The organism is Pseudomonas machongensis (genome assembly GCF_034961125.1).
GTDB lineage: Bacteria > Pseudomonadota > Gammaproteobacteria > Pseudomonadales > Pseudomonadaceae > Aquipseudomonas > Aquipseudomonas machongensis.
Window position 1 is genome coordinate 13,786 of record NZ_JAYFUI010000185.1, and the last position, 22,298, is coordinate 36,083.

At 61.9% G+C, this 22,298-nt stretch carries 22 protein-coding genes and 1 tRNA gene; 19 read left to right on the plus strand and 4 right to left on the minus strand.

Annotation, left to right across the window (positions count from 1 at the left end):
- Positions 1 to 73 precede the first annotated feature (73 nt).
- On the minus strand, positions 74 to 3,340 hold the full coding sequence (rne, locus tag VA602_RS17840) for a ribonuclease E (RefSeq protein WP_323453849.1): 3,267 nt from the start codon (positions 3,338 to 3,340) through the stop codon (positions 74 to 76).
- Between the two features lie 742 nt (positions 3,341 to 4,082).
- Between rne and rluC the strand changes: the two genes are divergently transcribed.
- The 3 genes from rluC to VA602_RS17855 are packed head-to-tail and all read left to right on the plus strand — an operon-like array spanning position 4,083 to position 6,724.
- Positions 4,083 to 5,039, plus strand: a complete 957-nt coding sequence (gene rluC / locus VA602_RS17845; protein WP_323453850.1) for a 23S rRNA pseudouridine(955/2504/2580) synthase RluC — start codon at positions 4,083 to 4,085, stop codon at positions 5,037 to 5,039.
- Positions 5,040 to 5,045: 6 nt separating this feature from the next.
- The gene (locus VA602_RS17850; RefSeq protein WP_323453851.1) at positions 5,046 to 5,726 is read left to right on the plus strand and encodes an HAD family hydrolase; all 681 of its coding nucleotides are present in this window, start codon (positions 5,046 to 5,048) and stop codon (positions 5,724 to 5,726) included.
- A gap of 2 nt (positions 5,727 to 5,728) precedes the next feature.
- Complete coding sequence (locus tag VA602_RS17855; protein ID WP_054893067.1) at positions 5,729 to 6,724, plus strand: S49 family peptidase; 996 nt, start codon at positions 5,729 to 5,731, stop codon at positions 6,722 to 6,724.
- A 33-nt stretch (positions 6,725 to 6,757) separates the two neighbouring features.
- Here VA602_RS17855 and VA602_RS17860 read toward each other — a convergent pair whose 3' ends face one another.
- Entirely contained in the window at positions 6,758 to 7,336 is a 579-nt protein-coding gene (locus VA602_RS17860) for a Maf family protein (RefSeq protein ID WP_125930432.1), read from the minus strand.
- 95 nt (positions 7,337 to 7,431) lie between these two features.
- Between VA602_RS17860 and VA602_RS17865 the strand changes: the two genes are divergently transcribed.
- The 16 genes from VA602_RS17865 (at position 7,432) to VA602_RS17940 (ending at position 20,848) form a co-directional block, all read left to right on the plus strand.
- On the plus strand, positions 7,432 to 7,959 hold the full coding sequence (locus tag VA602_RS17865) for a YceD family protein (protein ID WP_081255215.1): 528 nt from the start codon (positions 7,432 to 7,434) through the stop codon (positions 7,957 to 7,959).
- Positions 7,960 to 7,972: 13 nt separating this feature from the next.
- On the plus strand, positions 7,973 to 8,155 hold the full coding sequence (rpmF, locus tag VA602_RS17870; RefSeq protein WP_008096416.1) for a 50S ribosomal protein L32: 183 nt from the start codon (positions 7,973 to 7,975) through the stop codon (positions 8,153 to 8,155).
- A gap of 3 nt (positions 8,156 to 8,158) precedes the next feature.
- Positions 8,159 to 9,169 carry a phosphate acyltransferase PlsX gene (gene plsX, locus VA602_RS17875; RefSeq protein WP_323453852.1) on the plus strand — a complete coding sequence of 337 codons (1,011 nt, stop codon included), beginning with the start codon at positions 8,159 to 8,161 and terminating at the stop codon, positions 9,167 to 9,169.
- 127 nt (positions 9,170 to 9,296) lie between these two features.
- Positions 9,297 to 10,235 (plus strand): ACP S-malonyltransferase, encoded by a 939-nt coding sequence (fabD, locus tag VA602_RS17880; protein WP_112897752.1) that lies wholly within the window; start codon positions 9,297 to 9,299, stop codon positions 10,233 to 10,235.
- A 17-nt stretch (positions 10,236 to 10,252) separates the two neighbouring features.
- Positions 10,253 to 10,993 carry a 3-oxoacyl-ACP reductase FabG gene (gene fabG / locus VA602_RS17885; RefSeq protein WP_054925392.1) on the plus strand — a complete coding sequence of 247 codons (741 nt, stop codon included), beginning with the start codon at positions 10,253 to 10,255 and terminating at the stop codon, positions 10,991 to 10,993.
- 204 nt (positions 10,994 to 11,197) lie between these two features.
- The gene (gene acpP, locus VA602_RS17890) at positions 11,198 to 11,434 is read left to right on the plus strand and encodes an acyl carrier protein (protein WP_054893073.1); all 237 of its coding nucleotides are present in this window, start codon (positions 11,198 to 11,200) and stop codon (positions 11,432 to 11,434) included.
- Positions 11,435 to 11,609: 175 nt separating this feature from the next.
- Positions 11,610 to 12,854 (plus strand): beta-ketoacyl-ACP synthase II, encoded by a 1,245-nt coding sequence (fabF, locus tag VA602_RS17895; RefSeq protein ID WP_054893074.1) that lies wholly within the window; start codon positions 11,610 to 11,612, stop codon positions 12,852 to 12,854.
- Positions 12,854 to 13,675: an aminodeoxychorismate lyase gene (pabC, locus tag VA602_RS17900; protein ID WP_323453853.1), complete on the plus strand. Its 822-nt coding sequence runs from the start codon at positions 12,854 to 12,856 to the stop codon at positions 13,673 to 13,675. Before fabF ends, pabC begins: the two co-directional genes overlap by 1 nt.
- Before the next feature lie 3 nt (positions 13,676 to 13,678).
- Positions 13,679 to 14,863, plus strand: coding sequence for an endolytic transglycosylase MltG (mltG, locus tag VA602_RS17905; protein WP_065861194.1), 1,185 nt, complete (start codon positions 13,679 to 13,681; stop codon positions 14,861 to 14,863).
- Between the two features lie 9 nt (positions 14,864 to 14,872).
- Positions 14,873 to 15,505 (plus strand): dTMP kinase, encoded by a 633-nt coding sequence (tmk, locus tag VA602_RS17910; protein WP_323453854.1) that lies wholly within the window; start codon positions 14,873 to 14,875, stop codon positions 15,503 to 15,505.
- Positions 15,498 to 16,484: a DNA polymerase III subunit delta' gene (locus tag VA602_RS17915; protein ID WP_065861192.1), complete on the plus strand. Its 987-nt coding sequence runs from the start codon at positions 15,498 to 15,500 to the stop codon at positions 16,482 to 16,484. Before tmk ends, VA602_RS17915 begins: the two co-directional genes overlap by 8 nt.
- A 36-nt stretch (positions 16,485 to 16,520) precedes the next feature.
- Positions 16,521 to 17,303 (plus strand): TatD family hydrolase, encoded by a 783-nt coding sequence (locus VA602_RS17920; RefSeq protein ID WP_063543837.1) that lies wholly within the window; start codon positions 16,521 to 16,523, stop codon positions 17,301 to 17,303.
- Positions 17,304 to 17,871: 568 nt separating this feature from the next.
- On the plus strand, positions 17,872 to 18,507 hold the full coding sequence (locus VA602_RS17925; protein WP_054893080.1) for a TetR/AcrR family transcriptional regulator: 636 nt from the start codon (positions 17,872 to 17,874) through the stop codon (positions 18,505 to 18,507).
- A gap of 130 nt (positions 18,508 to 18,637) precedes the next feature.
- Complete coding sequence (locus VA602_RS17930; RefSeq protein WP_323453855.1) at positions 18,638 to 19,606, plus strand: GTP 3',8-cyclase MoaA; 969 nt, start codon at positions 18,638 to 18,640, stop codon at positions 19,604 to 19,606.
- Between the two features lie 65 nt (positions 19,607 to 19,671).
- The gene (locus VA602_RS17935) at positions 19,672 to 20,277 is read left to right on the plus strand and encodes a DUF4823 domain-containing protein (protein ID WP_323453856.1); all 606 of its coding nucleotides are present in this window, start codon (positions 19,672 to 19,674) and stop codon (positions 20,275 to 20,277) included.
- A 10-nt stretch (positions 20,278 to 20,287) separates the two neighbouring features.
- Positions 20,288 to 20,848, plus strand: coding sequence for a DUF1285 domain-containing protein (locus tag VA602_RS17940; protein ID WP_323453857.1), 561 nt, complete (start codon positions 20,288 to 20,290; stop codon positions 20,846 to 20,848).
- Positions 20,849 to 20,927: 79 nt separating this feature from the next.
- Here the strand turns inward: VA602_RS17940 and VA602_RS17945 are convergent.
- Both VA602_RS17945 and VA602_RS17950 read right to left on the minus strand, forming a co-directional pair.
- A tRNA-Asn gene (locus VA602_RS17945) sits at positions 20,928 to 21,003 on the minus strand.
- A 62-nt stretch (positions 21,004 to 21,065) separates the two neighbouring features.
- Positions 21,066 to 22,262 (minus strand): amino acid aminotransferase, encoded by a 1,197-nt coding sequence (locus VA602_RS17950; protein WP_323453858.1) that lies wholly within the window; start codon positions 22,260 to 22,262, stop codon positions 21,066 to 21,068.
- Positions 22,263 to 22,298 lie beyond the last annotated feature (36 nt).

A 22,298-nucleotide genomic window follows, 5' to 3' on the forward strand; every position in this document is an offset into this window, starting at 1 on the left:
CCTGGGTTTTGAGCGATAAAGAAAAACCCCCGCCAGTTCGCACTGGCGGGGGTTTTTCATTCAGCTGCTGGAATCAACCGTGGTGAGGTTTGTGCTCATCCTCGGTGGTTTCCAATGCCGGGGCAGCTTCGGCGGCAGCCTGGGCAGCAGCAGCAGCAGCGGCAGCGGCTTCAGCCTCACGCTTGCGGCGACGCACTTCACGTGGGTCGTTCGGCGCACGGCCGTTCGGCAGCATGATGGTGGCCGCTTCTTCTACAGCCGGCTCTTGGGCCGGAGCAGTTTCAGCTACGGCAGGGGCAGGCTCTTCGGCAGGGGCTGCTTCAGCGACGACCGGTGCTGCCTCGACAGCCACTGGCTCGACCACGACAGGCTCGATCACTTCGGCTTCGACAGCGGGTGCTTGCTCTACGGCAGTTTCAGCAACCGGTGCCTTCTCCGCTTCGCTCGCTTCCACGGCCGGTGCTTCGGTGGCTGGCGCTTCGACTGCAGGCGCAGGCTCGCTGGTGGCCACTTCGGCCTGTGGTTGTGCAGGCGCTTCGACGACAGGCTCGATGCCTGGTTCGACCACGGTCACAGGCGCATTGACCGGCTGCTCGACGACAGGCGCGATCGCGACTTCCTCAGCTTTGGCGACAACCTCGGCCGGCTCGGCGGGCTGAACCACTTCACGGTCGTCAGCCTCCACGACAGTGGCGGTGGCGCGCTCGGCCTGCTCGTTGGCCTGGGCCTCGGCGTCGGCACTGATATTGCTGCTGGCAACGGCAGCGGTGACTGCCAGGCCTGCGGCCAGTTCGGCACCCAGCTCAGTGGCCTTGTGCTGCTGTGGCTGCTGCTCTTCGCCGGTTTCATCATCGCCGTCGATCAGTTCACCATTGGCATTGCGCTGGCGCTCACGACGGTTGCTGCGGCGACGCTGGCCACGGGAGCGGCGGCGAGGGCGTTCGCCATCGGCACCCTCCTGCTCATCCTGCAGCAGTTCTTCGTTAGGCAGTTGCTCCTCGCTCGCCTCGGCAGCCTGTTCGGCGGCACGTGGCTGGCGCTCTTCGCGCGGCTGGCGTGGTTGGCGTTCTTCGCGTGGTGCGCGCTCTTCACGCTCCTCGCGTGGTGCGCGTTCCTCACGGGCCGGACGCTCTTCACGAGGTGCGCGTTCTTCGCGTGGGGCACGTTCTTCGCGTGGGGCACGTTCTTCGCGTGGGGCACGTTCTTCGCGTGGTGCGCGTTCCTCACGGGGTGCGCGCTCTTCGCGGGCTACGCGTTCCTCGCGAGGTGCGCGCTCTTCGCGTGGAGCACGCTCCTCGCGGGCCGCCGGGGCAGTATCCAGTGGCTCGCGCAATTCGCGGACGCGTTCTTCACGATTACCACGGCGGTCTTCGCGTGGTTGACGAGGTGCACGTTCTTCGCGTGGTGCACGTTCTTCACGAGGTGCGCGCTCCTCGCGTGGCTGGCGCTCTTCGCGTGGGGTGCGCTCACTGCGCTCTTCACGCGGTTTGCGGTCTTCATCGCGACGGCCATTGCGGTTGCGGCTCTGCTGACGGCCGTTGCGGCGTTCCTCGTTGCGCTGGCTGCGCTCGGTGGTCGGCTTCTCGGGGGTGGCGGCGGGAGCGACGACGGGTTCTTCCTTGCCGGCGAACAGGCTGACCAGCGACTTGACCAGGCCCTTGAACAGGCTTGGCTCTGGCGCGGCGACAGGCGCTGGAGCGGTTGCAGCAGGTTTTTCTTCGCTCGGGCTAGGCTCAGGGGCGTTGGTGCGAGCCGGAGCGGTCTTCACTGCAGCTTCCTGGCGAACCAGGGTGCGGGTAGCGGTTGGTTGCGGCGCTTCCTCGGCTTCGCTGGTGGCGATTTCGTAGCTCGACTGGTTGTTCAGCACGTCCGGATTGTCGTCGCGCAGGCGCTGGACTTCGAAGTGCGGGGTTTCCAGGTGGTCGTTCGGCAGGATGATGATGCGTGCACGGGTGCGCAGTTCGATCTTGGTGATCGAGTTGCGCTTCTCGTTGAGCAGGAAGGCGGCTACCGGGATCGGCACCTGTGCGCGTACCTCGGCGGTACGGTCTTTCAGTGCTTCTTCCTCGATCAGGCGCAGGATCGCCAGCGACAGGGACTCGACGTCACGGATGATGCCGGTGCCCGAGCAGCGCGGGCAGACGATGCCGCTGCTTTCGCCCAGCGACGGACGCAGGCGCTGGCGAGACATCTCCAGCAGGCCGAAGCGTGAGATGCGGCCGACCTGGACGCGGGCGCGGTCGGCTTCAAGGCATTCGCGAACGCGTTCCTCGACGGCGCGCTGGTTCTTGGCCGGGGTCATGTCGATGAAGTCGATGACGATCAGGCCACCGATGTCACGCAGGCGCAGCTGGCGGGCGATTTCCTCAGCCGCTTCCAGGTTGGTCTGCAGGGCGGTTTCCTCGATGTCGCTGCCTTTGGTGGCGCGCGCCGAGTTGATGTCGATGGAGACCAGGGCTTCGGTCGGATCGATGACGATCGAACCGCCCGACGGCAGGTCGACCACACGCTGGAAGGCGGTCTCGATCTGGCTTTCGATCTGGAAGCGGTTGAACAGCGGGACGCTGTCTTCGTACAGCTTGACCTTGCTGGCGTACTGCGGCATCACCTGGCGGATGAAGGTCAGGGCTTCTTCCTGAGCATCGATGCTGTCGATCAGTACTTCACCGATGTCCTGGCGCAGGTAGTCGCGAATGGCGCGGATGATGACGTTGCTTTCCTGGTAGATCAGGAAGGGCGCGACGCGATCCTGGGAGGCTTCCTTGATGGCGGTCCACAGTTGCAGCAGGTAGTCGAGGTCCCACTGCATCTCTTCGCTGCTGCGGCCCAGGCCGGCCGTGCGCACGATCAGGCCCATGTCGCCGGGAACGGTCAGGCCGTTGAGGGCTTCGCGCAGCTCGTTGCGCTCTTCGCCTTCGATGCGGCGGGAAATGCCGCCAGCGCGTGGGTTGTTCGGCATCAGGACCAGGTAGCGGCCGGCGAGGCTGATGAAGGTGGTCAGGGCCGCGCCCTTGTTGCCACGTTCTTCTTTCTCGACCTGGACGATGACTTCCTGGCCTTCGCTCAGCACTTCCTTGATGTTCACCCGACCTTCAGGCGACTTCTTGAAATACTCGCGGGAGATTTCCTTCAGCGGCAGGAAGCCGTGACGTTCGGAACCGAAGTCGACGAAGGCGGCTTCGAGGCTGGGTTCGATGCGGGTGATCTTGCCTTTGTAGATGTTGGCCTTTTTCTGCTCACGCGCGCCGGACTCGATATCCAGGTCGTAGAGGCGTTGGCCATCCACCAGGGCTACACGCAACTCTTCGGGTTGAGTCGCGTTAATCAGCATTCTTTTCATGTTGTACCGTCGGTTTCCGGGCTGCCGGAAACGGCGTTCGGCACACACGACTTCTCATGGTCGGTGCCAAGGTGCGCAAAGGGTGGCGTGCCACCCCCGTGTCCAACGACGTTCGGCACCAGCCGGTTGCCCAGCCTGCCGTTGTCGCGACGACGCGTCCTGTTTGCTGCGGTGCCTATCGCACTCAGTCAGGAGGAGGAATCAGCCGAGGGCCGTGGACGCCTCTGGGGCATCTGCAAACACCGGTTCCGCTCGCCGGGCCATTACAGTGGGCCGGTGGCCGGCCGTGCTGTACGGTCCGGGCTGTACATCTCCACCCTGCACGTATCCCTGATAATTCGGGTGCTGCCGCGCGCTGAATCCGCAACGGGTTGCATTTTTCGCCAGCGCAGATTCTGGGCTGGCGCCATTCATGTCCAAGGCAGGTATTTCCGAAGCATTCGCCAGGCGCTGCACGGAAGCGACGAGGCGGGGCAGGGGCATGCGAAAAAGAACAGGAGGGAGGTGAAACACCGCACTTGTCGTTTTTTTTCGTTCTTCTCTGCTCGGCGCTGGTGGCGATTCCAGGCATTTCGGTAAACTGGCGAAAACCCCGTCGGACGGCCTCGCGTCCTCGAGAATTGCGTTGGTCAGGGCCGGTTCGAAACCGTGCGGTACTGACCTACCGCTTTTGGCGGCGTTCGCGACTATAGCAGTAATCATTAAGTGCTTCAATTCCATAAAAAATTGTTATGATCCAGCAATGACGACCAATAATCCCCCGACTTCCGGCGTTCAGCTGATCGAAGTCGCGCCGGAACTTGCCGGCCAACGCATCGACAACTTCCTCATCACGGCCCTCAAGGGCGTGCCCAAGACCCTGGTCTATCGCATCCTGCGCAAGGGTGAGGTACGGGTGAACAAGGGGCGCATCAAACCCGAATACAAGCTGCAGGCGGGTGACATCGTGCGCGTGCCGCCTGTCCGATTGCCCGAGCGCGACGAGCCGGCTCCCGTGGCGCAGGGGTTGTTACAGCGGCTGGAGGCGGCGATCGTCTACGAAGACAAGGCGCTGATCGTGATGAACAAGCCCGCCGGTATTGCCGTGCATGGTGGCAGTGGCCTGAGTTTCGGGGTGATCGAGGCGCTGCGCCAGTTGCGTCCGGATGCCAAGGAACTCGAATTGGTGCACCGGCTGGACCGCGATACTTCGGGCCTGCTGATGATCGCCAAGAAACGCAGCATGCTTCGTCACCTCCACGCAGCGCTGCGCGGCGATGGCGTCGACAAGCGTTACATGGCGTTGGTGCGTGGGCACTGGCCAACGTCGAAGAAACAGGTCAATGCGCCCTTGCAGAAAAGCAACCTGCGCTCTGGCGAGCGCATGGTCGAAGTAGACGAAGAGGGCAAGGAAGCGTTGACGCTGTTCCGCGTGCTGCGTCGCTTCGGTGAGTTCGCCACGATGGTCGAGGCGCGTCCGATTACCGGTCGCACCCACCAGATCCGTGTGCACACGCTCCATGCCGGGCACATGATCGCCGGTGACGGCAAGTACGGCGATGAAGACTTCACCCGCGAAATTCGTGATCTGGGCGGCAAGCGCCTGTTCCTCCACGCTTATGCGTTGACCGTGCCCCTGCCGGACGGTGGCGAATTGAAGCTCGAGGCGCCGGTGGACGAGATGTGGGCCAAGACCGTGGAGCGCCTGAGTGCGACCTGACCTGTCATGAGCAAACCCTACGAGCTGCTGATCTTCGATTGGGATGGCACCCTTGCCGACTCCATCGGGCGCATCGTCGAAGCGATGAATGCCGCTGCCGAGCGTGCCGGCGAGGCTCCCACTGCCGACGCTGCGGTCAAGGGCATCATCGGCCTGGCCTTGAGCGAGGCGATCTCGGTGCTTTATCCGCATCTGGATGCCCGGCAGCTCGAGATTTTTCGCCAGCACTATGCAGATATCTACACGGCGCTGGATCAGCAGCCCTCACCGCTGTTCGAAGGGGTGGTGGAATCGCTGGAAGCCTTCCGTAGCGAGGGCTATCGTCTGGCGGTGGCCACCGGCAAGGCGCGTCGTGGGCTCGACCGGGTGCTCAAGGCCAATGGCTGGGAAGGGTATTTCGATATCACTCGGGCCGCTGATGAAACCCGCGGTAAACCCCATCCGTTGATGCTTGAGGAAATTCTCGCCCATTGCCGGGTCGAACCTGGCAGGGCGCTGATGGTCGGAGATTCGGCATTCGATCTGCAGATGGCCAGTAATGCAGGCATGCACTCGGTTGCGGTGGGGTATGGCGCAATGTCGCTGCAGGCGCTGAGCGAATTCGGGCCGCAGGTGTGCGTCGAGCATTTTTCACAGTTGCGTGAGTGGCTGGCTGGTCCCGCGCAGCTTCAACTCCAAGGTAGGTGAGCATGGCTGACGAGTGGAAAGCCCCTGAGTCCGAGGGTGCGGCGCAGGACAAGGAAGAGCGCAAGAGCTGGAAGCTGCTCGAAAAGACGCTCCTGGCGGGTGTTCAGGAGCAGCGTCGTGCGCGGCGCTGGGGGATCTTCTTCAAGCTGCTGACCTTTCTCTACCTGTTCGGTCTCTTGTTCCTGTTCTCTCCGCTGATGGATATGGAGAGCACGGCTTCGCGCAGTGCCAATCATACCGCCTTGGTGGAAGTGCGCGGGGTGATCGCCGATCAGGAAGCTGCCAGCGCCGACAACATCATCAAGAGCCTGCGCGAGGCGTTCAAGGACGCCAAGACCAAGGCTGTGGTGATGCGCATCAACAGTCCGGGCGGCAGCCCGGTGCAGGCGGGTTACGTATATGACGAGATTCGTCGGCTGCGTGCTGAATATCCGGCAATCAAGCTGTATGCGGTAATCACTGATCTTGGTGCTTCGGGCGCCTACTACATCGCCAGTGCGGCGGACGAGATCTACGCTGACAAGGCCAGCCTGGTCGGATCCATTGGTGTGACTGCCGCCGGCTACGGCTTCGTCGGCGCCATGGAGAAGCTTGGGGTCGAGCGTCGTGCCTATACCTCTGGTGAGCACAAGGCCTTCCTTGACCCGTTCTCGCCGCAAAAACCTGAAGAGACAGCGTTCTGGCAGGGTGTGCTGGATACCACGCACAATCAGTTCATCGCCATGGTGAAGCAGGGGCGAGGTGAGCGTCTGAAGGACAAGGAGCATCCCGAGCTGTTCAGTGGTTTGATCTGGTCGGGCGAGCAGGCCAAGGCGCTAGGCTTGATCGATGGCCTGGGCAGTGCCAGCTATGTGGCGCGTGACATTGTCGGCGAGAAGGAGTTGGTGGACTTCACGGTGCAGGAATCGCCGTTCGATCGCTTCTCCAAGCGTATCGGTGCCAGCGTCGCCGAGCGTCTGGCCATGTACATGGGCTTCCAGGGGCCATCCCTGCGTTGATTCATGAGTGGGGCTGCCGGGCAGCCCCGTCTTTCAGGGTAGCTGCACACCTTCTGCGTGCAGCATGTCTACCAGGCGAATCAGCGGAAGCCCGATCAGGCTCGTCGCATCGCAGCCGTGGGTGCTCTGGAACAGTGTCACCCCCAATCCCTCCGCCTTGAAGCTCCCTGCGCAGTCCAATGGTTGCTCTGCCTGCACGTAGCGCTCGACTCGTTCGCGGTCCAGTTCGCGCAGGGTTACGGTGAACGGTATGCAGTCGACCTGGCATTGCCCTGTGCTGCTGTTGAGCAGGGCGAGGCCGGTCAGGAAAGTGACTTGCTGGCCGCTGGCAGCCAGCAATTGCTCGCACGCGCGTTCGAAGGTGTGTGGCTTGCCAAGGATCTGCTCGCCCAGCACGGCGACCTGGTCCGAGCCGATGATCAGGTGTTGCGAATGGCTGTTCGCCAGGGCTTCGGCTTTTTGTCGGGCCAGGCGGCGAACCAGTTCGGTGGCCGGCTCCTCGGCATTGCGCCCTTCGTCTATATCGGGGCTTGCCCAGGTGAAAGGCAGGCGCAGGCGCTGGAGCAATTCGCGCCGGTAGGGGGAGCTTGAAGCAAGCAGCAGGGGAAGCATGGTAGACTCCTTCGCAATTGAACCGATTCTAACATGCGTGATGCCGCCTAATTTCCTTTGACAGGGGCGGGGGGCATCCCTAGAATGCTGCGCCTATGTTGAATGACCCGATTCCACCTCACGTTGACCCGCGCAAATTAGCCGATCGTGGCGTAACCCTCCAAGGTTCGCTGCAACTCGCTGATTTGGAAAGACTCTGCGACCCGCTTTCCGATAATGTCGGTACGGTGCAGGCGAAGTTCGATTTTGAGCGAGACGAGCAGCACGTTGTGGTTATCCACAGCGATCTGAATGTCGAAGTCAAAATGGTTTGCCAGCGTTGTCTTGAGCTGGTCACCCTGCCGATCCACAGCGAATGTACTTATGCCGTGGTGAAGGAGGGTGCGAATACCCAGTCGTTGCCGAAAGGCTATGACGTGCTGGAACTGGGCGAAGATCCTTTGGATCTGCAGGCGCTGATCGAGGAGGAGCTTTTGCTCGCCCTCCCCATCGTGCCTGCTCATCATCCGGAAGAATGCCAGCAGCCGGCGGGCGCAGACGAGCCCGAATCGAGCAAGGACGAGGTATCGCGGTCCAACCCGTTCAGTGTCTTGGCGCAGTTAAAGCGTGACCCAAACGTTTAGGAGTTAATCAATTATGGCTGTTCAGCAGAACAAAAAATCCCGCTCTGCCCGTGACATGCGCCGTTCGCACGACGCCCTGTCGGAAAACGCGCTGTCCGTAGAGAAGAGCACCGGTGAAGTACACCTGCGCCACCACGTTTCGCCAGAAGGCGTATACCGTGGTCGCAAAGTGATCGACAAGGGCGCTGACGAGTAATCCTTGTCCGCTCAGATCATCGCGATCGACGCAATGGGCGGGGACTTCGGTCCCCGCAGCATTGTCCAGGCTAGCATTGCCTGCCTTTCGGCTACCCCCTCGCTGCACTTGACCCTCGTCGGTCAACCCTCTCTCCTTGAAGAACTTGTCAGTGGCCTTGCAGCTGCCGATCGTGCGCGCCTGCAAATCGTCGCGGCGAGCGAGGTGGTGGGCATGGACGAGCGGCCTTCGCAGGCGTTGCGCGGCAAGCCTGATTCGTCGATGCGCGTCGCCCTCGAGCTGGTGCGTGACGGCAAGGCGCAGGCCTGTGTGAGCGCCGGGAACACCGGGGCGCTGATGGCGCTGTCGCGCTTTGTCCTCAAGACGCTGCCGGGCATCGATCGCCCCGCCATGGTGGCGGCGATTCCGACCCAGGCTGGCTATTGTCAGTTGCTCGACCTGGGGGCCAATGTCGATTGCAGTGCCGAGAACCTCTACCAGTTCGCCGTGATGGGGTCGGTGGCGGCTCAGGCGCTGGGGATCCAGCGACCGCGCGTGGCGCTGCTCAACGTCGGTACCGAAGACATCAAGGGCAACCAGCAGGTCAAACTGGCGGCCAGTCTGTTGCACAATGCCCGTGGGTTGAACTACATCGGTTTTGTCGAAGGCGATGGCCTGTATCGCGGCGAGGCCGACGTGGTGGTGTGTGACGGCTTTGTCGGCAACATCCTGCTCAAGTCCAGCGAAGGGCTGGCGAGCATGATCGGGGCGCGCATAGAAGCACTGTTCAAGGGTGGACTGTTTTCCCGTACGGCCGGGGCGCTGGCAATGCCGTTGCTCAGACGCCTGCAGGCCGACCTGGCGCCGGCGCGACATAATGGCGCAAGCTTTCTCGGTTTGCAGGGTATCGTCATCAAGAGTCATGGCTCGGCGGGCGTGCAAGGCCTGCAGAGTGCGATCCAGCGTGCGCTGATCGAAATCCAGGAAAACCTGCCGCAGCGGCTGCACGGTCGTCTCGAAGACCTGTTGCTTTAGGCATATTGGCGATGAAGTGGTTAAATGTGACCGCTTGGTCTGCGTTTCCATCCAAGTTTTCAGATTCCGCGCCTCGCCATTGGTGGGGCGCACCCTATCCGACGACAAGATCATAAGGGCTTGTTCAATGTCTGCATCCCTCGCATTCGTCTTTCCTGGTCAAGGCTCCCAGTCGCTGGGCATGCTCGCCGAGCTCGGCGCTGAAAAGCCGGTAATCGTCGAGACCTTCAAGGAGGCTTCCGAGGCTCTGGGCTACGACCTGTGGAAGCTGGTCCAGGAAGGTCCGGAAGAACAACTCAATCAAACCGACAAGACCCAGCCGGCGATCCTGACGGCCTCGATTGCCCTTTGGCGTCTGTGGCTGGAGGAGGGTGGTGCGCAACCTGCTCTGGTCTCTGGTCACAGCCTGGGTGAGTACAGTGCCCTGGTCGCTGCCGGTAGCCTGTCGCTCAAGGACGCCGTTCGCCTGGTCGAGCGCCGTGGCCAGCTGATGCAGGAAGCCGTGCCTGCAGGTCACGGTGCCATGGCTGCGATTCTCGGCCTGGATGATGCTGATGTGGTAGCCATCTGCGCCGAGGCTGCCGAGGATGAAGTGGTCAGTGCGGTCAACTTCAACTCCCCGGGCCAGGTCGTCATCGCCGGTAACAAGGCGGCGGTCGATCGTGCGATCGAGCTGTGCAAGGCCAAGGGCGCCAAGCGTGCGCTGCCACTGGCGGTCAGCGTGCCGTCGCATTGTGCGCTGATGAAGCCGGCTGCCGAGCGTTTCGCTGAAGCGGTCAACGCCATCGAGTGGAAGGCGCCGCAGATTCCGGTAGTGCAGAACGTCACCGCCGCCATCGCCGCCGATCTCGACGCACTCAAGCGCGACCTGTTGGCGCAGCTGTACCAGCCGGTACGTTGGGTGGAGTGTGTGCAGACCCTGGCGGCCAGCGGTGCGGTCAATCTGGTCGAGTGCGGCCCGGGCAAGGTCCTGGCTGGCCTGAACAAGCGTTGCGCCGATGGCGTTACCACCTACAACCTCAATACCCCTGACGCCGTCGCCGCCACCCGCGCGGCGCTGGCCTGATATCTGGAGAAACTTGCATGAGCCTGCAAGGTAAAGTTGCACTGGTCACCGGCGCCAGCCGTGGTATCGGCCAGGCCATCGCCCTGGAACTGGGCCGCCAGGGCGCTACCGTAATCGGTACCGCCACTTCCGCTTCGGGTGCCCAGCGTATCGCCGAGACCCTCAAGGAGCACGGTATCACCGGTACCGGTCTTGAGCTCAATGTCACCAGCGAAGAGTCCGTGAGTGCCGTGCTGGCCGCGATCACCGAGCAGTTCGGTGCTCCGGCGATCCTGGTCAACAATGCCGGCATCACCCGCGACAACCTGATGCTGCGCATGAAAGATGAAGAATGGTTCGATGTCATCGACACCAACCTCAACAGCCTCTACCGTCTGTCCAAGGGCGTGCTGCGCGGCATGACCAAGGCGCGCTGGGGTCGTATCATCAGCATCGGTTCGGTCGTCGGGGCCATGGGTAACGCCGGCCAGGCCAACTACGCCGCTGCCAAGGCGGGCCTCGAAGGTTTCAGCCGTGCCCTGGCGCGTGAGGTGGGCTCGCGCGGTATCACTGTAAACTCGGTCACCCCGGGCTTCATCGATACCGACATGACCCGCGAGCTGCCCGAAGCGCAGCGTGAAGCGCTGCAGACCCAGATTCCGCTGGGCCGCCTGGGTCAGGCCGAGGAGATCGCGAAAGTGGTTTCCTTCCTGGCATCCGACGGCGCAGCCTATGTCACAGGCGCTACCGTGCCGGTGAACGGCGGGATGTACATGTAACATCAGCAACTCAATGTGACGGATTGCTTAAAAAAACAGTCATACTGCAAGCCTAAAATCCGTTATAAAGCTGCAACCAGATTCCAGGTGGCAGGCCGGGTGTCTCTCGTGAAGGCGCGTTACGCTTGAAAAGCAGGCGTCTTCCTATAAACTTGGTCACCGGCCAGCTGCATGACATATGTCCATTAGGAGTGAAAACTAGGTATGAGCACCATCGAAGAACGCGTCAAGAAAATCGTCGCCGAGCAACTGGGCGTCAAGGAAGAGGAAGTCAAGAACGAATCTTCCTTCGTTGATGACCTGGGTGCCGATTCGCTTGACACCGTTGAGCTGGTGATGGCTCTGGAAGAGGAATTCGAGACCGAAATCCCTGACGAAGAAGCCGAGAAGATCACTACCGTTCAAGCTGCAATCGACTACGTCAACAGCCACAAGGCCTAAGACGTTTCAGTCGACGCTTCTTGTCGGGAAAAACCGCACTGCCTTTGCCGGCGTGCGGTTTTTTCTTTGCGAGCCATTGGCGTCATTCACCGGGCAATCGAGAGCCTGTTGCCATTTCATTCGGCCATGCTGAATGCAATCGCAAGAGACTCTGTTATTAGAAAAGGAGAGTGCTGTGTCGCGTAGACGCGTCGTGGTCACCGGTATGGGTATGCTGTCGCCACTGGGTACTGATGTACCAAGCACCTGGCAGGGCATTCTGGCTGGCCGCAGTGGCATCGGTCCGATCGAACACACGGACCTGAGTGCCTACTCCACCCGTTTTGGCGGCTCGGTGAAGGGCTTTGAGGTCGAGCAGTACCTGTCGGCCAAGGAAGCTCGCAAGCTTGACCTGTTCATCCAGTACGGCCTGGCGGCCGGTTTCCAGGCGGTGCGCAATGCTGGCCTGGAAGTGACCGACGCCAACCGCGAGCGTATCGGCGTGGCCATGGGGTCGGGCATCGGTGGCTTGACCAATATCGAAGACACCAGCCGAACCCTGCACGAGCAAGGGCCGCGCCGGATTTCGCCATTCTTCGTCCCCGGCTCGATCATCAACATGATCTCCGGCTTCCTGTCGATCCACCTCGGGCTGCAGGGGCCCAACTACGCTATTTCCACTGCGTGCACCACCGGTACCCACTGTATCGGCATGGCTGCGCGCAATATCGCCTATGGCGAGGCCGACGTGATGATCGCCGGCGGTGCGGAAATGGCGGCGTGCGGCTTGGGCATGGGCGGTTTCGGCGCCTCGCGGGCGCTTTCGACTCGCAATGACGAGCCGTCCCGTGCCAGCCGTCCGTGGGACAAGGGGCGTGATGGCTTTGTGTTGTCCGATGGTGCCGGCGCCCTGGTGCTGGAGGAGCTCGAGCATGCCAAGGCACGTGGTGCGACCATCTATGCCGAGCTGGTCGGTTTCGGCATGAGCGGCGACGCGTTCCACATGACATCGCCACCGGATACCGGCGACGGCGCTGCACGCTGCATGGTCAACGCCCTGCGTGATGCGGGTGTGAAGCCTGAAGAGGTCAGCTACATCAACGCCCACGGCACCTCGACTCCTGCTGGCGATATCGCCGAAGTGGCGGCCATCAAGCGTGTCTTCGGCGAGCACGCCTACAAGCTGGCCGTCAGCTCGACCAAGTCGATGACCGGCCATCTGCTGGGGGCTGCCGGTGCGGTAGAGGCGATCTTCAGTGTGTTGGCGATCAACAGCCAGATGGCGCCGCCGACCATCAACCTGGACGAGCCCGACGAAGGTTGCGATCTGGACTTCGTGCCGCACCAGGCGCGCAGCATGCCGATCGATGTCGTGCTGTCCAACTCCTTCGGCTTTGGCGGTACCAACGGTTCGCTGGTATTCCGCCGGTTCGCCGATTGATGCACAGCTGGATCGACGGCCAGCCGGCGACTGCAGTCAACCTGCAGAACCGCGGCCTGGCCTATGGCGATGGTCTGTTCGAGACTATCGCCGTGCGCGGCGGCAGGCCCAGCCTGCTGTCGCGACATCTCGAACGTCTCGCGCTGGGTTGCCAGCGGCTGGCGATCGATATCGATCTTGCGCTTGTTCGCGACGAGTTGCTGCGCTACGCCAGCCAGCTCGGTGAAGGCGTAGCCAAACTGATCGTCACTCGTGGTGATAGCCAGCGCGGCTATGCGCCCGCTTCCGAAGCCTTGACCCGACGCATTCTCCAGGGCGGTCCAAGGCCAGCTTATCCTGCGGGCAACGCCGAGCAAGGCATCGGACTGTTCGACTGCCAGACCCGTCTTGCGCAGCAACCGCTGCTGGCCGGGCTCAAGCACCTCAATCGCCTGGAGCAGGTAATGGCTCGCGCCGAATGGCAAGACTCTGCCTGTGCCGAGGGTCTGATGCGTGACGTGCAGGGGCACCTGATCGAAGGGGTCTACAGTAATCTGTTCCTGGTCCGCGACGGCGTGCTGCTGACTGCCGACCTGAGCCGCTGCGGCGTGGCAGGCGTCATGCGCGCTGCGCTGCTGGACGAAGCCCCGGCGCTGGGTATCGAAGTCCGGACCGGCGACCTTGTGCAAGCCGATCTGGAGGCGGCCGACGAGGTGTTCGTCTGCAACAGCGTGTATGGAATTTGGCCCGTGCGTACTGTCGCTGCGCTCAACCTCGACTGGCCGGCCGGGCCGCTCACCCGTAAACTGCAGGCCGTTGCCCGTACGTTACTGGATACCTGATTCGTGAGACGCAAAATCCTGCTGCTGCTGGAAATGGGCCTGATCCTTGCCGGCCTGGCCGTAGGCTGGTCGGCCTGGAAGGTTAACTCGGTCCTGGAGCAGCCGCTGCATGTCACCGAAGAGCGCCTGCTTGATGTGCCCAATGGCACCAACCCCAACCGCATGTTCTACCGCATGCAGAGCGAGGGGCTGCTCGACGATGCCTTCTGGTTGCGTCTTTACTGGCGTTTCAATATGGCTGGCACCGCACTGCATACGGGTGAGTACCGCCTGACGCCCGGAATGACCGTCGAAGCCCTGTTCGACGCCTGGCGCCGTGGCGATGTGGTGCAGTACAACCTCACCCTGGTCGAGGGGTGGACCTTCCGCCAGGTGCGCACGGCCGTGGCCAGGCATGAAAAGATCAAGCACACCCTCGACGGGCTCTCCGACACTGAGGTGATGGACAAGCTTGGGCATACCGGTGTTTTCCCTGAGGGGCGTTTCTTCCCGGACACCTATCGCTTCGTGCGCGGCATGACCGATGTCGAACTGTTGCAGCAAGCCTACATGCGCCTTGAGGAGGTGCTGGCCAAGGAGTGGGCGGATCGGATGACCGATTTGCCATACCGTGATCCCTACCAGGCGCTGATCATGGCCTCGCTGGTGGAGAAGGAAACCGGTATTCCTCAGGAGCGAGGGCAGATCGCAGGCGTATTTGTGCGTCGCCTTCGCTTGGGCATGATGTTGCAGACCGATCCTACGGTTATCTACGGCATGGGGGAGCGCTATAACGGCAAGATCACGCGTGCCGACCTGCGTGCACCGACACCCTACAACACATACACCATGACCGGCCTGCCGCCGACACCGATTGCCATGGTCGGGCGCGAAGCGATTCACGCCGCGCTGAATCCGTCAGACGGTACCAGCCTGTATTTCGTCGCGCGTGGCGATGGCAGCCACGTCTTCTCCGATGACCTGGACGACCACAATACGGCTGTGCGCGAATACCAGCTCAAGCGCCGTGCCGACTACCGTTCCAGCCCGGCGCCACAAGCCCCGCAGGGCACGGCCGATCAGGCACCGGACGCCGAGCCGCCAACTGAAGCCGCGCCTCGGTCCGGCGAAGCCCTTGAAGGCGCGCCAACCCAGTCCGCCGAAGAGCCCGCGCCCGCACAAGCGCCGGCGCCCACCGAAAAACAGTAAGGAATGCCCGTGAGCGGTTTGTTCATCACTCTGGAAGGCCCCGAAGGCGCGGGCAAGAGCACCAATCGCGAGTACCTGGCCGCGCGCCTGCGTGAACACGGCGTGGATGTGGTCATGACCCGCGAGCCTGGCGGTACGCCGCTGGCCGAGCGTATCCGCGAGTTGCTGCTCGCTCCCAGCGACGAAACCATGGCAGTCGACACCGAGCTCCTGTTGATGTTCGCTGCGCGAGCCCAGCACCTGGCCGAGGTCATCCGCCCAGCACTGGCGCGGGGCGCCGTGGTGCTCTGCGACCGTTTCACCGATGCCACCTACGCCTATCAGGGCGGGGGGCGTGGCCTGCCCGTGGAGCGCATCGCGGTGCTGGAAGACTTCGTTCAGGGCAAGCTGCGCCCGGACCTGACCCTGGTCTTCGATCTGCCCGTGGAAGTCGGTCTTGCCCGTGCTGCCGCCCGCGGTCGTCTGGACCGCTTCGAGCAGGAGGGCCAGGCATTCTTCGAGGCGGTGCGTCAGGCTTACCTGCAGCGCGCAGCCCAGGCGCCACAGCGCTACAGCCTGCTGGATGCCGGGCAGCCGCTTGAGGCGGTGCAGCGCGCCATCGACGCATTGCTGCCAGGTATCCTGGAGCGTTGCCGTGGCTGAGGCCTACCCCTGGCAGCAAGCGCTCTGGCAGCAGTTGGCCGGGCGCAGCCAGCATGCCCATGCCTACCTGTTGCACGGGCCGCAGGGTATCGGCAAGCGCGCCATGGCCGAGCGCCTGATGGCTCGCCTGTTGTGCCAGCAGCCGCAAGGGGTGGATGCCTGCGGGCAATGCAAGTCGTGCTTGTTGCTCAAGGCTGGCAGCCACCCCGATAACTTCGTGCTGGAACCCGAAGAGGCCGACAAGCCTATCAAGGTCGACCAGGTGCGGGATCTGGTTTCGTTCGTGGTGCAGACTGCGCAGCTGGGCGGGCGCAAGGTGGTACTGATCGAGCCGGTCGAAGCGATGAACGTCAACGCCTCCAACGCTTTGCTCAAGAGTCTCGAAGAGCCTTCGGGCGATACCGTGCTGCTGCTGGTGAGCCATCAGCCCAGCCGTTTGTTGCCAACGATCAAGAGCCGTTGCCAGCAAGTCGCCTGTGCGCAGCCGACGCTTGCGCAGAGTCAGGCCTGGCTGGCGACGGCGCTACCGGAGCTCGATCAGGTCGAGCGTGACGAACTGCTGACCCTGGCGGCAGGGTCTCCACTGATGGCTGTCAACTTGCAGTCCCAGGGTGTGCGCGAGCAACGGGCACTGGTCACCGAGGGGGTGAAGAAGTTGATCAAGCAGCAGCAATCGCCCAGCCAGTTGGCCGAGGCCTGGAACAACGTGCCGCTGCTGTTGCTGTTCGACTGGTTCTGCGACTGGTCGCACCTGATCCTGCGCTACCAGTTGACCCAGGACGAAGACGGGCTAGGCTTGGCCGACATGCGCAAGGTCATACAATACCTTGCGCAGAAGAGCCGGCAGGGCAGGGTGCTCGAGGTCCAGGCCTGGATTCTCGAGCAGCGCCAGAAAGTGCAGGGCAAGGCCAACCTCAATCGCGTGCTGCTGCTCGAAGCCCTGTTGGCCCATTGGCTGCAGATGCTGGCCACGCGCTGATTCCCCATCGTTCATTTTCATGTGTGCTCTCATTCCATGCTCGTAGATTCCCATTGCCACCTCGACCGACTTGACCTGAGCGCCCATGCGGGCTCGCTCGACGCCGCCCTGCAGGCGGCCCGCGAGCGTGGGGTCGGGCATTTTCTGTGCATCGGCGTAAGCGCCGAGAACGCCGGGGCGGTCAAGGCCCTGAGCGAGCAGTACGCCGACGTCGACTGTTCGGTAGGCGTGCACCCGCTTGACCTGGCTCCGGGGGAGACGCCTGCGCTGGAATGGTTGTTGCGCGAGCTGGCTCACCCGCACGTGGTGGCCATTGGCGAAACCGGATTGGACTATCACTACGAGCCTGAGGCCGCCGAGTTGCAGCAGGCGTCTTTCCGCCTGCACCTGGAGGCGTCTCGGCAGACAGGCAAGCCGGTGATCGTTCACACCCGTGCGGCGCGGGCCGACACCCTGGCGCTGCTGCGCGAGGCCAGTCTGCCGCAGGCGGGCGTGTTGCACTGCTTTACAGAAGACTGGGACATGGCCAAGGCTGCACTCGATCTGGGGTACTACATCTCGCTCTCCGGAATCGTCACCTTCCGCAATGCCGAAGCCCTGCGCGAGGTCGCACGCCAGGTGCCTGTCGACCGGCTGCTGGTAGAGACCGACTCGCCATACCTGGCGCCCATCCCGTATCGCGGCAAGCCGAACCTGCCGCAGTACGTGCGTGAAGTCGCCGAGTACGTCGCATCGTTGCGAGGGGTGAGCTACGCGCAGTTGGCCGAGCAGACGACCGCCAACTTCAAGCGCCTGTTCCCCTTGGCACGCGTCGCCTGAAGCTAAAGCAAGGCGGGCAAAAAAAACCCGGATTCTGGGGGAGGAATCCGGGTTAAGACCATTAGGAGTAAAACAAAGGTACGCGGTCCCTGGGCACCTTTATCGGCGCGCCACTTGGGGGGATGCGCCGCGCCAACACTTCAAGTATTGGCGAGTATCCTCGCACTGCCAGCGTCAGTTGGTCGTTTTTTAAACAGATTTGGAATACACCTGACAATCAATGGGCCATCAGGGTATGGCAGCCAGCAGAAATCAGATGAGTTTGCTGCTATTACGTACCTATTTGTATAGATCTGCGGTGAAAAGTCTGGAGAGTGTGTAGATCGTGCGCGGCTTCTCGACTGCGTACAGCGTTCGATGAGCCTGGTGAGTCTGGCGAGCTCCGCCGCTTCGGCTGTAGACGAGCGGCAGCCGTGCGTGGGGTAACGGACGCATCCATGGGATTCAGGCCGGACAGACCCGGTTTGCACTCGAACTCATCATGAAACACAGATATGGTTGGATGATCCGTGCAATTTGCTGCAAGTTAGGCATAATAATCCGCTTCGATTGTCATCCAGTCCTTCTTATGCAGAAAGAACCTCGTAAGGTCCGTGAGTTTCGTCGCCGCGAGCAAGAAATCCTCGACACGGCGCTCAAGCTGTTTCTCGAACAGGGTGAAGACAGTGTCACCGTCGAGATGATCGCCGACGCGGTCGGTATCGGCAAAGGCACGATCTACAAGCACTTCAAGTCCAAGGCGGAGATCTACCTGCGCCTGATGCTCGACTACGAGCGTGATTTGAACGCGCTGTTGCATTCGGACGACGTCGATCGCGACAAAGAAGCCCTGTCGCGAGCCTACTTCGAGTTCCGCATGCGCGATCCCCAGCGCTACCGCTTGTTCGACCGTCTCGAGGAGAAGGTGGTCAAGGGTAATCAGGTGCCGGAGATGGTCGAGGAACTGCACCGTATTCGCGCCTCCAATTTCGAGCGCCTGACCCAGCTGATCAAGGGCCGTATCAGTGAAGGCAAGCTCGAGGATGTGCCGCCATACTTCCACTACTGTGCTGCCTGGGCGTTGGTGCATGGCGCCGTAGCGCTGTATCACTCGCCGTTCTGGAGCAACGTTCTCGAGGATCAGGAAGGTTTCTTCCAGTTCCTGATGGACATCGGCGTGCGCATGGGCAACAAGCGCAAGCGCGACCCGGAACCGGCCACCTGAAGACCCCTGCGGAGCGTTGTCCATGACGGACAGGCTCCGCCAGTCACTTCTGCTTCGGCGACAGGGCTTGCAAAAACCTGATCTTTGAGTCAAGTTTTGCCGGCTCGCTTTTCTCATGCCGGAGTCACCCATGATCGTCGATCGTCAAGGCAGGCGTTTTCGCAACCTGCGCGTCAGCCTGACAGCTGCCTGCAACTATGCGTGCAGTTACTGTGTGCCCGATGGCAAGCGCCTGGTGGCGGCGCAGGATGAGCTTTCCGCCGATGCACTGGCGCGCGGGGTGGCTCTTCTGGTCGATGCCGCAGGTATCGAGCGTCTGCGCATCACCGGTGGCGAACCATTGATCAGCCCCCGCCTGGAGCCGTTCCTGAAGGTTATCGGTGGCTTGGGGCTCAAGGATATCGCCTTGACCACCAACGGTCAGTTGCTCAGTCGCAAGCTTGCGATGTTGCGTGCAGCGGGTATCGACCGGCTCAATGTCTCGCTCGATACCCTCGACCCAACCGCATTTCGCAGCATCGCTCGGGGCGGCGACCTGGCCAGCGTGCTGAGGGGCATGGAGGAGGCGAGTGCGGCGGGTATGCGCATCAAGGTCAACATGGTGCCGATGCGCGGGCACAATCTCGATCAGGTGGTGCCGCTGCTCGACTACTGCCTGGCAAGAGGCTATGAACTGCGTTTCATCGAGTTGATGCGCATGGGTCACCTGGCACTTGATTCGAATGCATTCCTGCGTCAGTTCGTCAGTCTCGAGCAATTGCTGGCATTGATCGGCGATCATCATCACTTCCAGCAGGCGCCAGCGGCTTTGGATGCAACGGCCCTGCGCTACCAGATTCCCGGCCAAGGTTACTTTGGTGTGATTGCCAACGAGAGCGTGCCGTTTTGCCGGGCCTGCTCGCGCTTGCGTCTGTCCTCTACTGGCTGGCTGCATGGCTGCCTGTCTTCGAGCAATCGCCACTTTATCGGCGATCTGCTCGACAAGCCGCGTCACCAGGCACTTCCAGTGATTCAGCGGCTGCTGGTCAAGGCTCTGGCGGACAAGCAGGAGCTGGCGTTCTCGGGGGGTGTGACAGTGATGAAGGTGATCGGCGGCTGAGCTGGCGCAAAAGCTGCATCTGGCGGCTATTCGCCGGTTTTTCGTCACCGGTCACTGGAGGAAAGATGCGTAGCCTGGTCTTGCTGCTGGCGCTGATGGCGTTGAGCGGCTGCATGAAAGTCAGCGACATGGGCGAAGGTGTTCGCTATCAGATGAGCGACGCCGGTCTGCTCGATCACAGCGATACCGCCCGAACCCTGTCGGTTCGGCTGCAGCCTGATTCGTTCATCTTCATTGGTCAAGGCGCCTTCGTGCCGCCTGGGAAAGGGCCGGTGCCGCAGCAGAATGCCGTTGCCGAAGAAGCATTCAAGAGCTTCGTCGAGTACTTCCCGCTGGTGCGTCGCGCCAAGGCGCCGTTGGGGTTGGAGGACGCGATGGCCGAGGCGCGTTCGGTCGGAGCCCATTACGTGCTCTATACCCGTTTCGCTCGCACCGATGACCGCATTGGTAATGGCGACGAATGGTACGACGAGCAGGCAGTGGATCGCCTCGGTTGGGACACGGGTGTGGTGCAGATGATGCTGATCGAAACCAGCACGCGCTATTTGATCGATACCGCACGCATCAAGAGCCGTGGCGGTTTGTTGACGTTCCACGACAACACGCCGCAGGATTTGCTCGCGGCACCCATGCGCGAGTACGCTCGTAGCCTCCTGGGAATGAGTCGGTAAGGAACGGGTGATGACAGGTACGGGCAAGGCCAACGATCTTCTGGCGCAGATACCCAAGGAGAAGGGGCTGCCTCCCGTGCATCTGTGGAATCCCGATTTCTGCGGCGACATCGACATGCGCATCGCCCGCGACGGCACCTGGTACTACCTGGGGACGCCGATCGGGCGCAAGCCGATGGTGCGCTTGTTCTCTACCATCATTCGTCGCGACGGTGATGACTATTTCCTGGTAACGCCTGTGGAGAAGGTCGGCATTCGTGTCGATGATGCGCCGTTCGTGGCGGTCAGCCTGGAAGTGGAGGGCAGTGGTAAGCAGCAGGTCCTGCGATTCACCAGCAATGTCGAAGATCAGGTCGAAGCCGGTCCTGATCACCCCATTCGGGTAGAGACCGATCCGACAACGCATGAGCCATCGCCTTACCTGCTGATGCGCAGCAACCTCGAAGCGCTCATCCACCGCAATGTGTTCTACCAGATGGTGGAGCTTGCGGTGCCACGCGTGATCGATGGCGAGGAGTGGTTGGGAGTTTGGAGTGGCGGGGTGTTCTACCCCATCGGGCGCGACCACTGAGCGCATCTTGCGACGATCTTTCTGATCCCGGAAAACAAAAAACCTCCAGTGCTTGCGCATCTGGAGGTTTTTCATTGTCTGGCTCCGCGACCTGGACTCGAACCAGGGACCCAATGATTAACAGTCATTTGCTCTACCGACTGAGCTATCGCGGAATCTGCGCGTATCTTACTGAATGCCAAGGGGAAGTCAAGCTGCCCCCTGGCAAATCAAGCAGTTACAGCACTTCGACGATGGCCTTGGTGACCACGTGGATGTTGCTTTGGTTCAGTGCCGCCACAGCGATGCGACCGGTGTCCAGCGCGTAGATGCCGAATTCGCTCTTCAGGCGCGCGACCTGTTCCACAGTCAGGCCCGAGTAGGAGAACATGCCGACTTGGCGACCGACGAAGCTGAAGTCGCGGTTGGCACCGTACTCGGCCAGGAGCGAGACCATCTGTTTGCGCATGCCGTGGATGCGTTCACGCATTTCGCCCAGTTCGGCTTCCCACATCTGACGCAGTTCCGGGCTGTTGAGCACGGTGGCGACGATGGTTGCACCGTGAGTCGGCGGGTTGGAGTAGGTGGTGCGAATCACGCGCTTGACCTGCGACAGCACGCGCGTGCTCTCGTCTTTCGAAGCGGTGACGATCGACAGCGCGCCGACGCGCTCGCCATACAGCGAGAACGATTTGGAGAACGAGCTGGAGACAAAGAACTCCAGGCCCGACTCGGCGAACAGGCGTACGGCGAAGGCATCTTCGCCGATGCCTTCGCCGAAGCCCTGGTAGGCCATGTCGAGGAATGGCACGTGGCCTTTTGCCTTGACCACTTCCAGTACGTTCTTCCAGTCGTCGAGCGACAGATCGACACCGGTCGGGTTATGGCAGCAGGCGTGCAGGACGACGATCGAGCCCGAGGGCAGCGTGTTCAGGTCTTCGAGCATGCCGGCACGGTTGACGTCGTTGCTCGGTGCGTCGTAATAGCGGTAGTTCTGTACTGGGAAGCCTGCAGTCTCGAACAGGGCGCGATGGTTTTCCCAGCTCGGATCGCTGATGGCGACTACCGCGTTCGGCGAAAGGCGCTTGAGGAAGTCGGCACCGATCTTGAGGGCGCCGGTACCGCCGACAGCCTGCACGGTCACTACGCGGCCTTCAGCCAGCAGTGCTGATTCAGCGCCGAACAGCAGTTTTTGTACGGCCTGGTCGTAGGCAGCGATACCGTCGATCGGCAGGTAGCCGCGGGAGGCATGTTGGGCGACACGCTGGGTTTCGGCTTCGATCACCGCGCGCAGCAGCGGGATGCGGCCTTCCTCATTGCAATAGACGCCAACGCCCAGATTGACCTTGTCGGTACGTGGGTCAGCGTTGAATGCTTCGTTGAGGCCCAGGATGGGGTCGCGGGGTGCCAGCTCGACAGCGGAAAACAGGCTCATTGTTACCTTGGCTCTGAATAGGAGAGTGATAGGAAA

Bases quoted from the DNA above. Each gene is read 5' to 3' on its own strand.
- pabC (WP_323453853.1), top strand. From the start codon at position 12,854: ATGCACAGCTGGATCGACGGCCAGCCGGCGACTGCAGTCAACCTGCAG.
- fabG (WP_054925392.1), top strand. From the start codon at position 10,253: ATGAGCCTGCAAGGTAAAGTTGCACTGGTCACCGGCGCCAGCCGTGGT.
- fabD (WP_112897752.1), top strand. From the start codon at position 9,297: ATGTCTGCATCCCTCGCATTCGTCTTTCCTGGTCAAGGCTCCCAGTCG.
- VA602_RS17935 (WP_323453856.1), top strand. From the start codon at position 19,672: ATGCGTAGCCTGGTCTTGCTGCTGGCGCTGATGGCGTTGAGCGGCTGC.
- VA602_RS17940 (WP_323453857.1), top strand. From the start codon at position 20,288: ATGACAGGTACGGGCAAGGCCAACGATCTTCTGGCGCAGATACCCAAG.
- VA602_RS17855 (WP_054893067.1), top strand. From the start codon at position 5,729: ATGGCTGACGAGTGGAAAGCCCCTGAGTCCGAGGGTGCGGCGCAGGAC.
- rpmF (WP_008096416.1), top strand. From the start codon at position 7,973: ATGGCTGTTCAGCAGAACAAAAAATCCCGCTCTGCCCGTGACATGCGC.
- VA602_RS17930 (WP_323453855.1), top strand. From the start codon at position 18,638: ATGATCGTCGATCGTCAAGGCAGGCGTTTTCGCAACCTGCGCGTCAGC.
- VA602_RS17865 (WP_081255215.1), top strand. From the start codon at position 7,432: ATGTTGAATGACCCGATTCCACCTCACGTTGACCCGCGCAAATTAGCC.
- VA602_RS17920 (WP_063543837.1), top strand. From the start codon at position 16,521: ATGCTCGTAGATTCCCATTGCCACCTCGACCGACTTGACCTGAGCGCC.
- rluC (WP_323453850.1), top strand. From the start codon at position 4,083: ATGACGACCAATAATCCCCCGACTTCCGGCGTTCAGCTGATCGAAGTC.
- VA602_RS17925 (WP_054893080.1), top strand. From the start codon at position 17,872: ATGCAGAAAGAACCTCGTAAGGTCCGTGAGTTTCGTCGCCGCGAGCAA.
- rne (WP_323453849.1), bottom strand. From the start codon at position 3,340: ATGAAAAGAATGCTGATTAACGCGACTCAACCCGAAGAGTTGCGTGTA.
- acpP (WP_054893073.1), top strand. From the start codon at position 11,198: ATGAGCACCATCGAAGAACGCGTCAAGAAAATCGTCGCCGAGCAACTG.
- VA602_RS17850 (WP_323453851.1), top strand. From the start codon at position 5,046: ATGAGCAAACCCTACGAGCTGCTGATCTTCGATTGGGATGGCACCCTT.
- VA602_RS17950 (WP_323453858.1), bottom strand. From the start codon at position 22,262: ATGAGCCTGTTTTCCGCTGTCGAGCTGGCACCCCGCGACCCCATCCTG.
- VA602_RS17860 (WP_125930432.1), bottom strand. From the start codon at position 7,336: ATGCTTCCCCTGCTGCTTGCTTCAAGCTCCCCCTACCGGCGCGAATTG.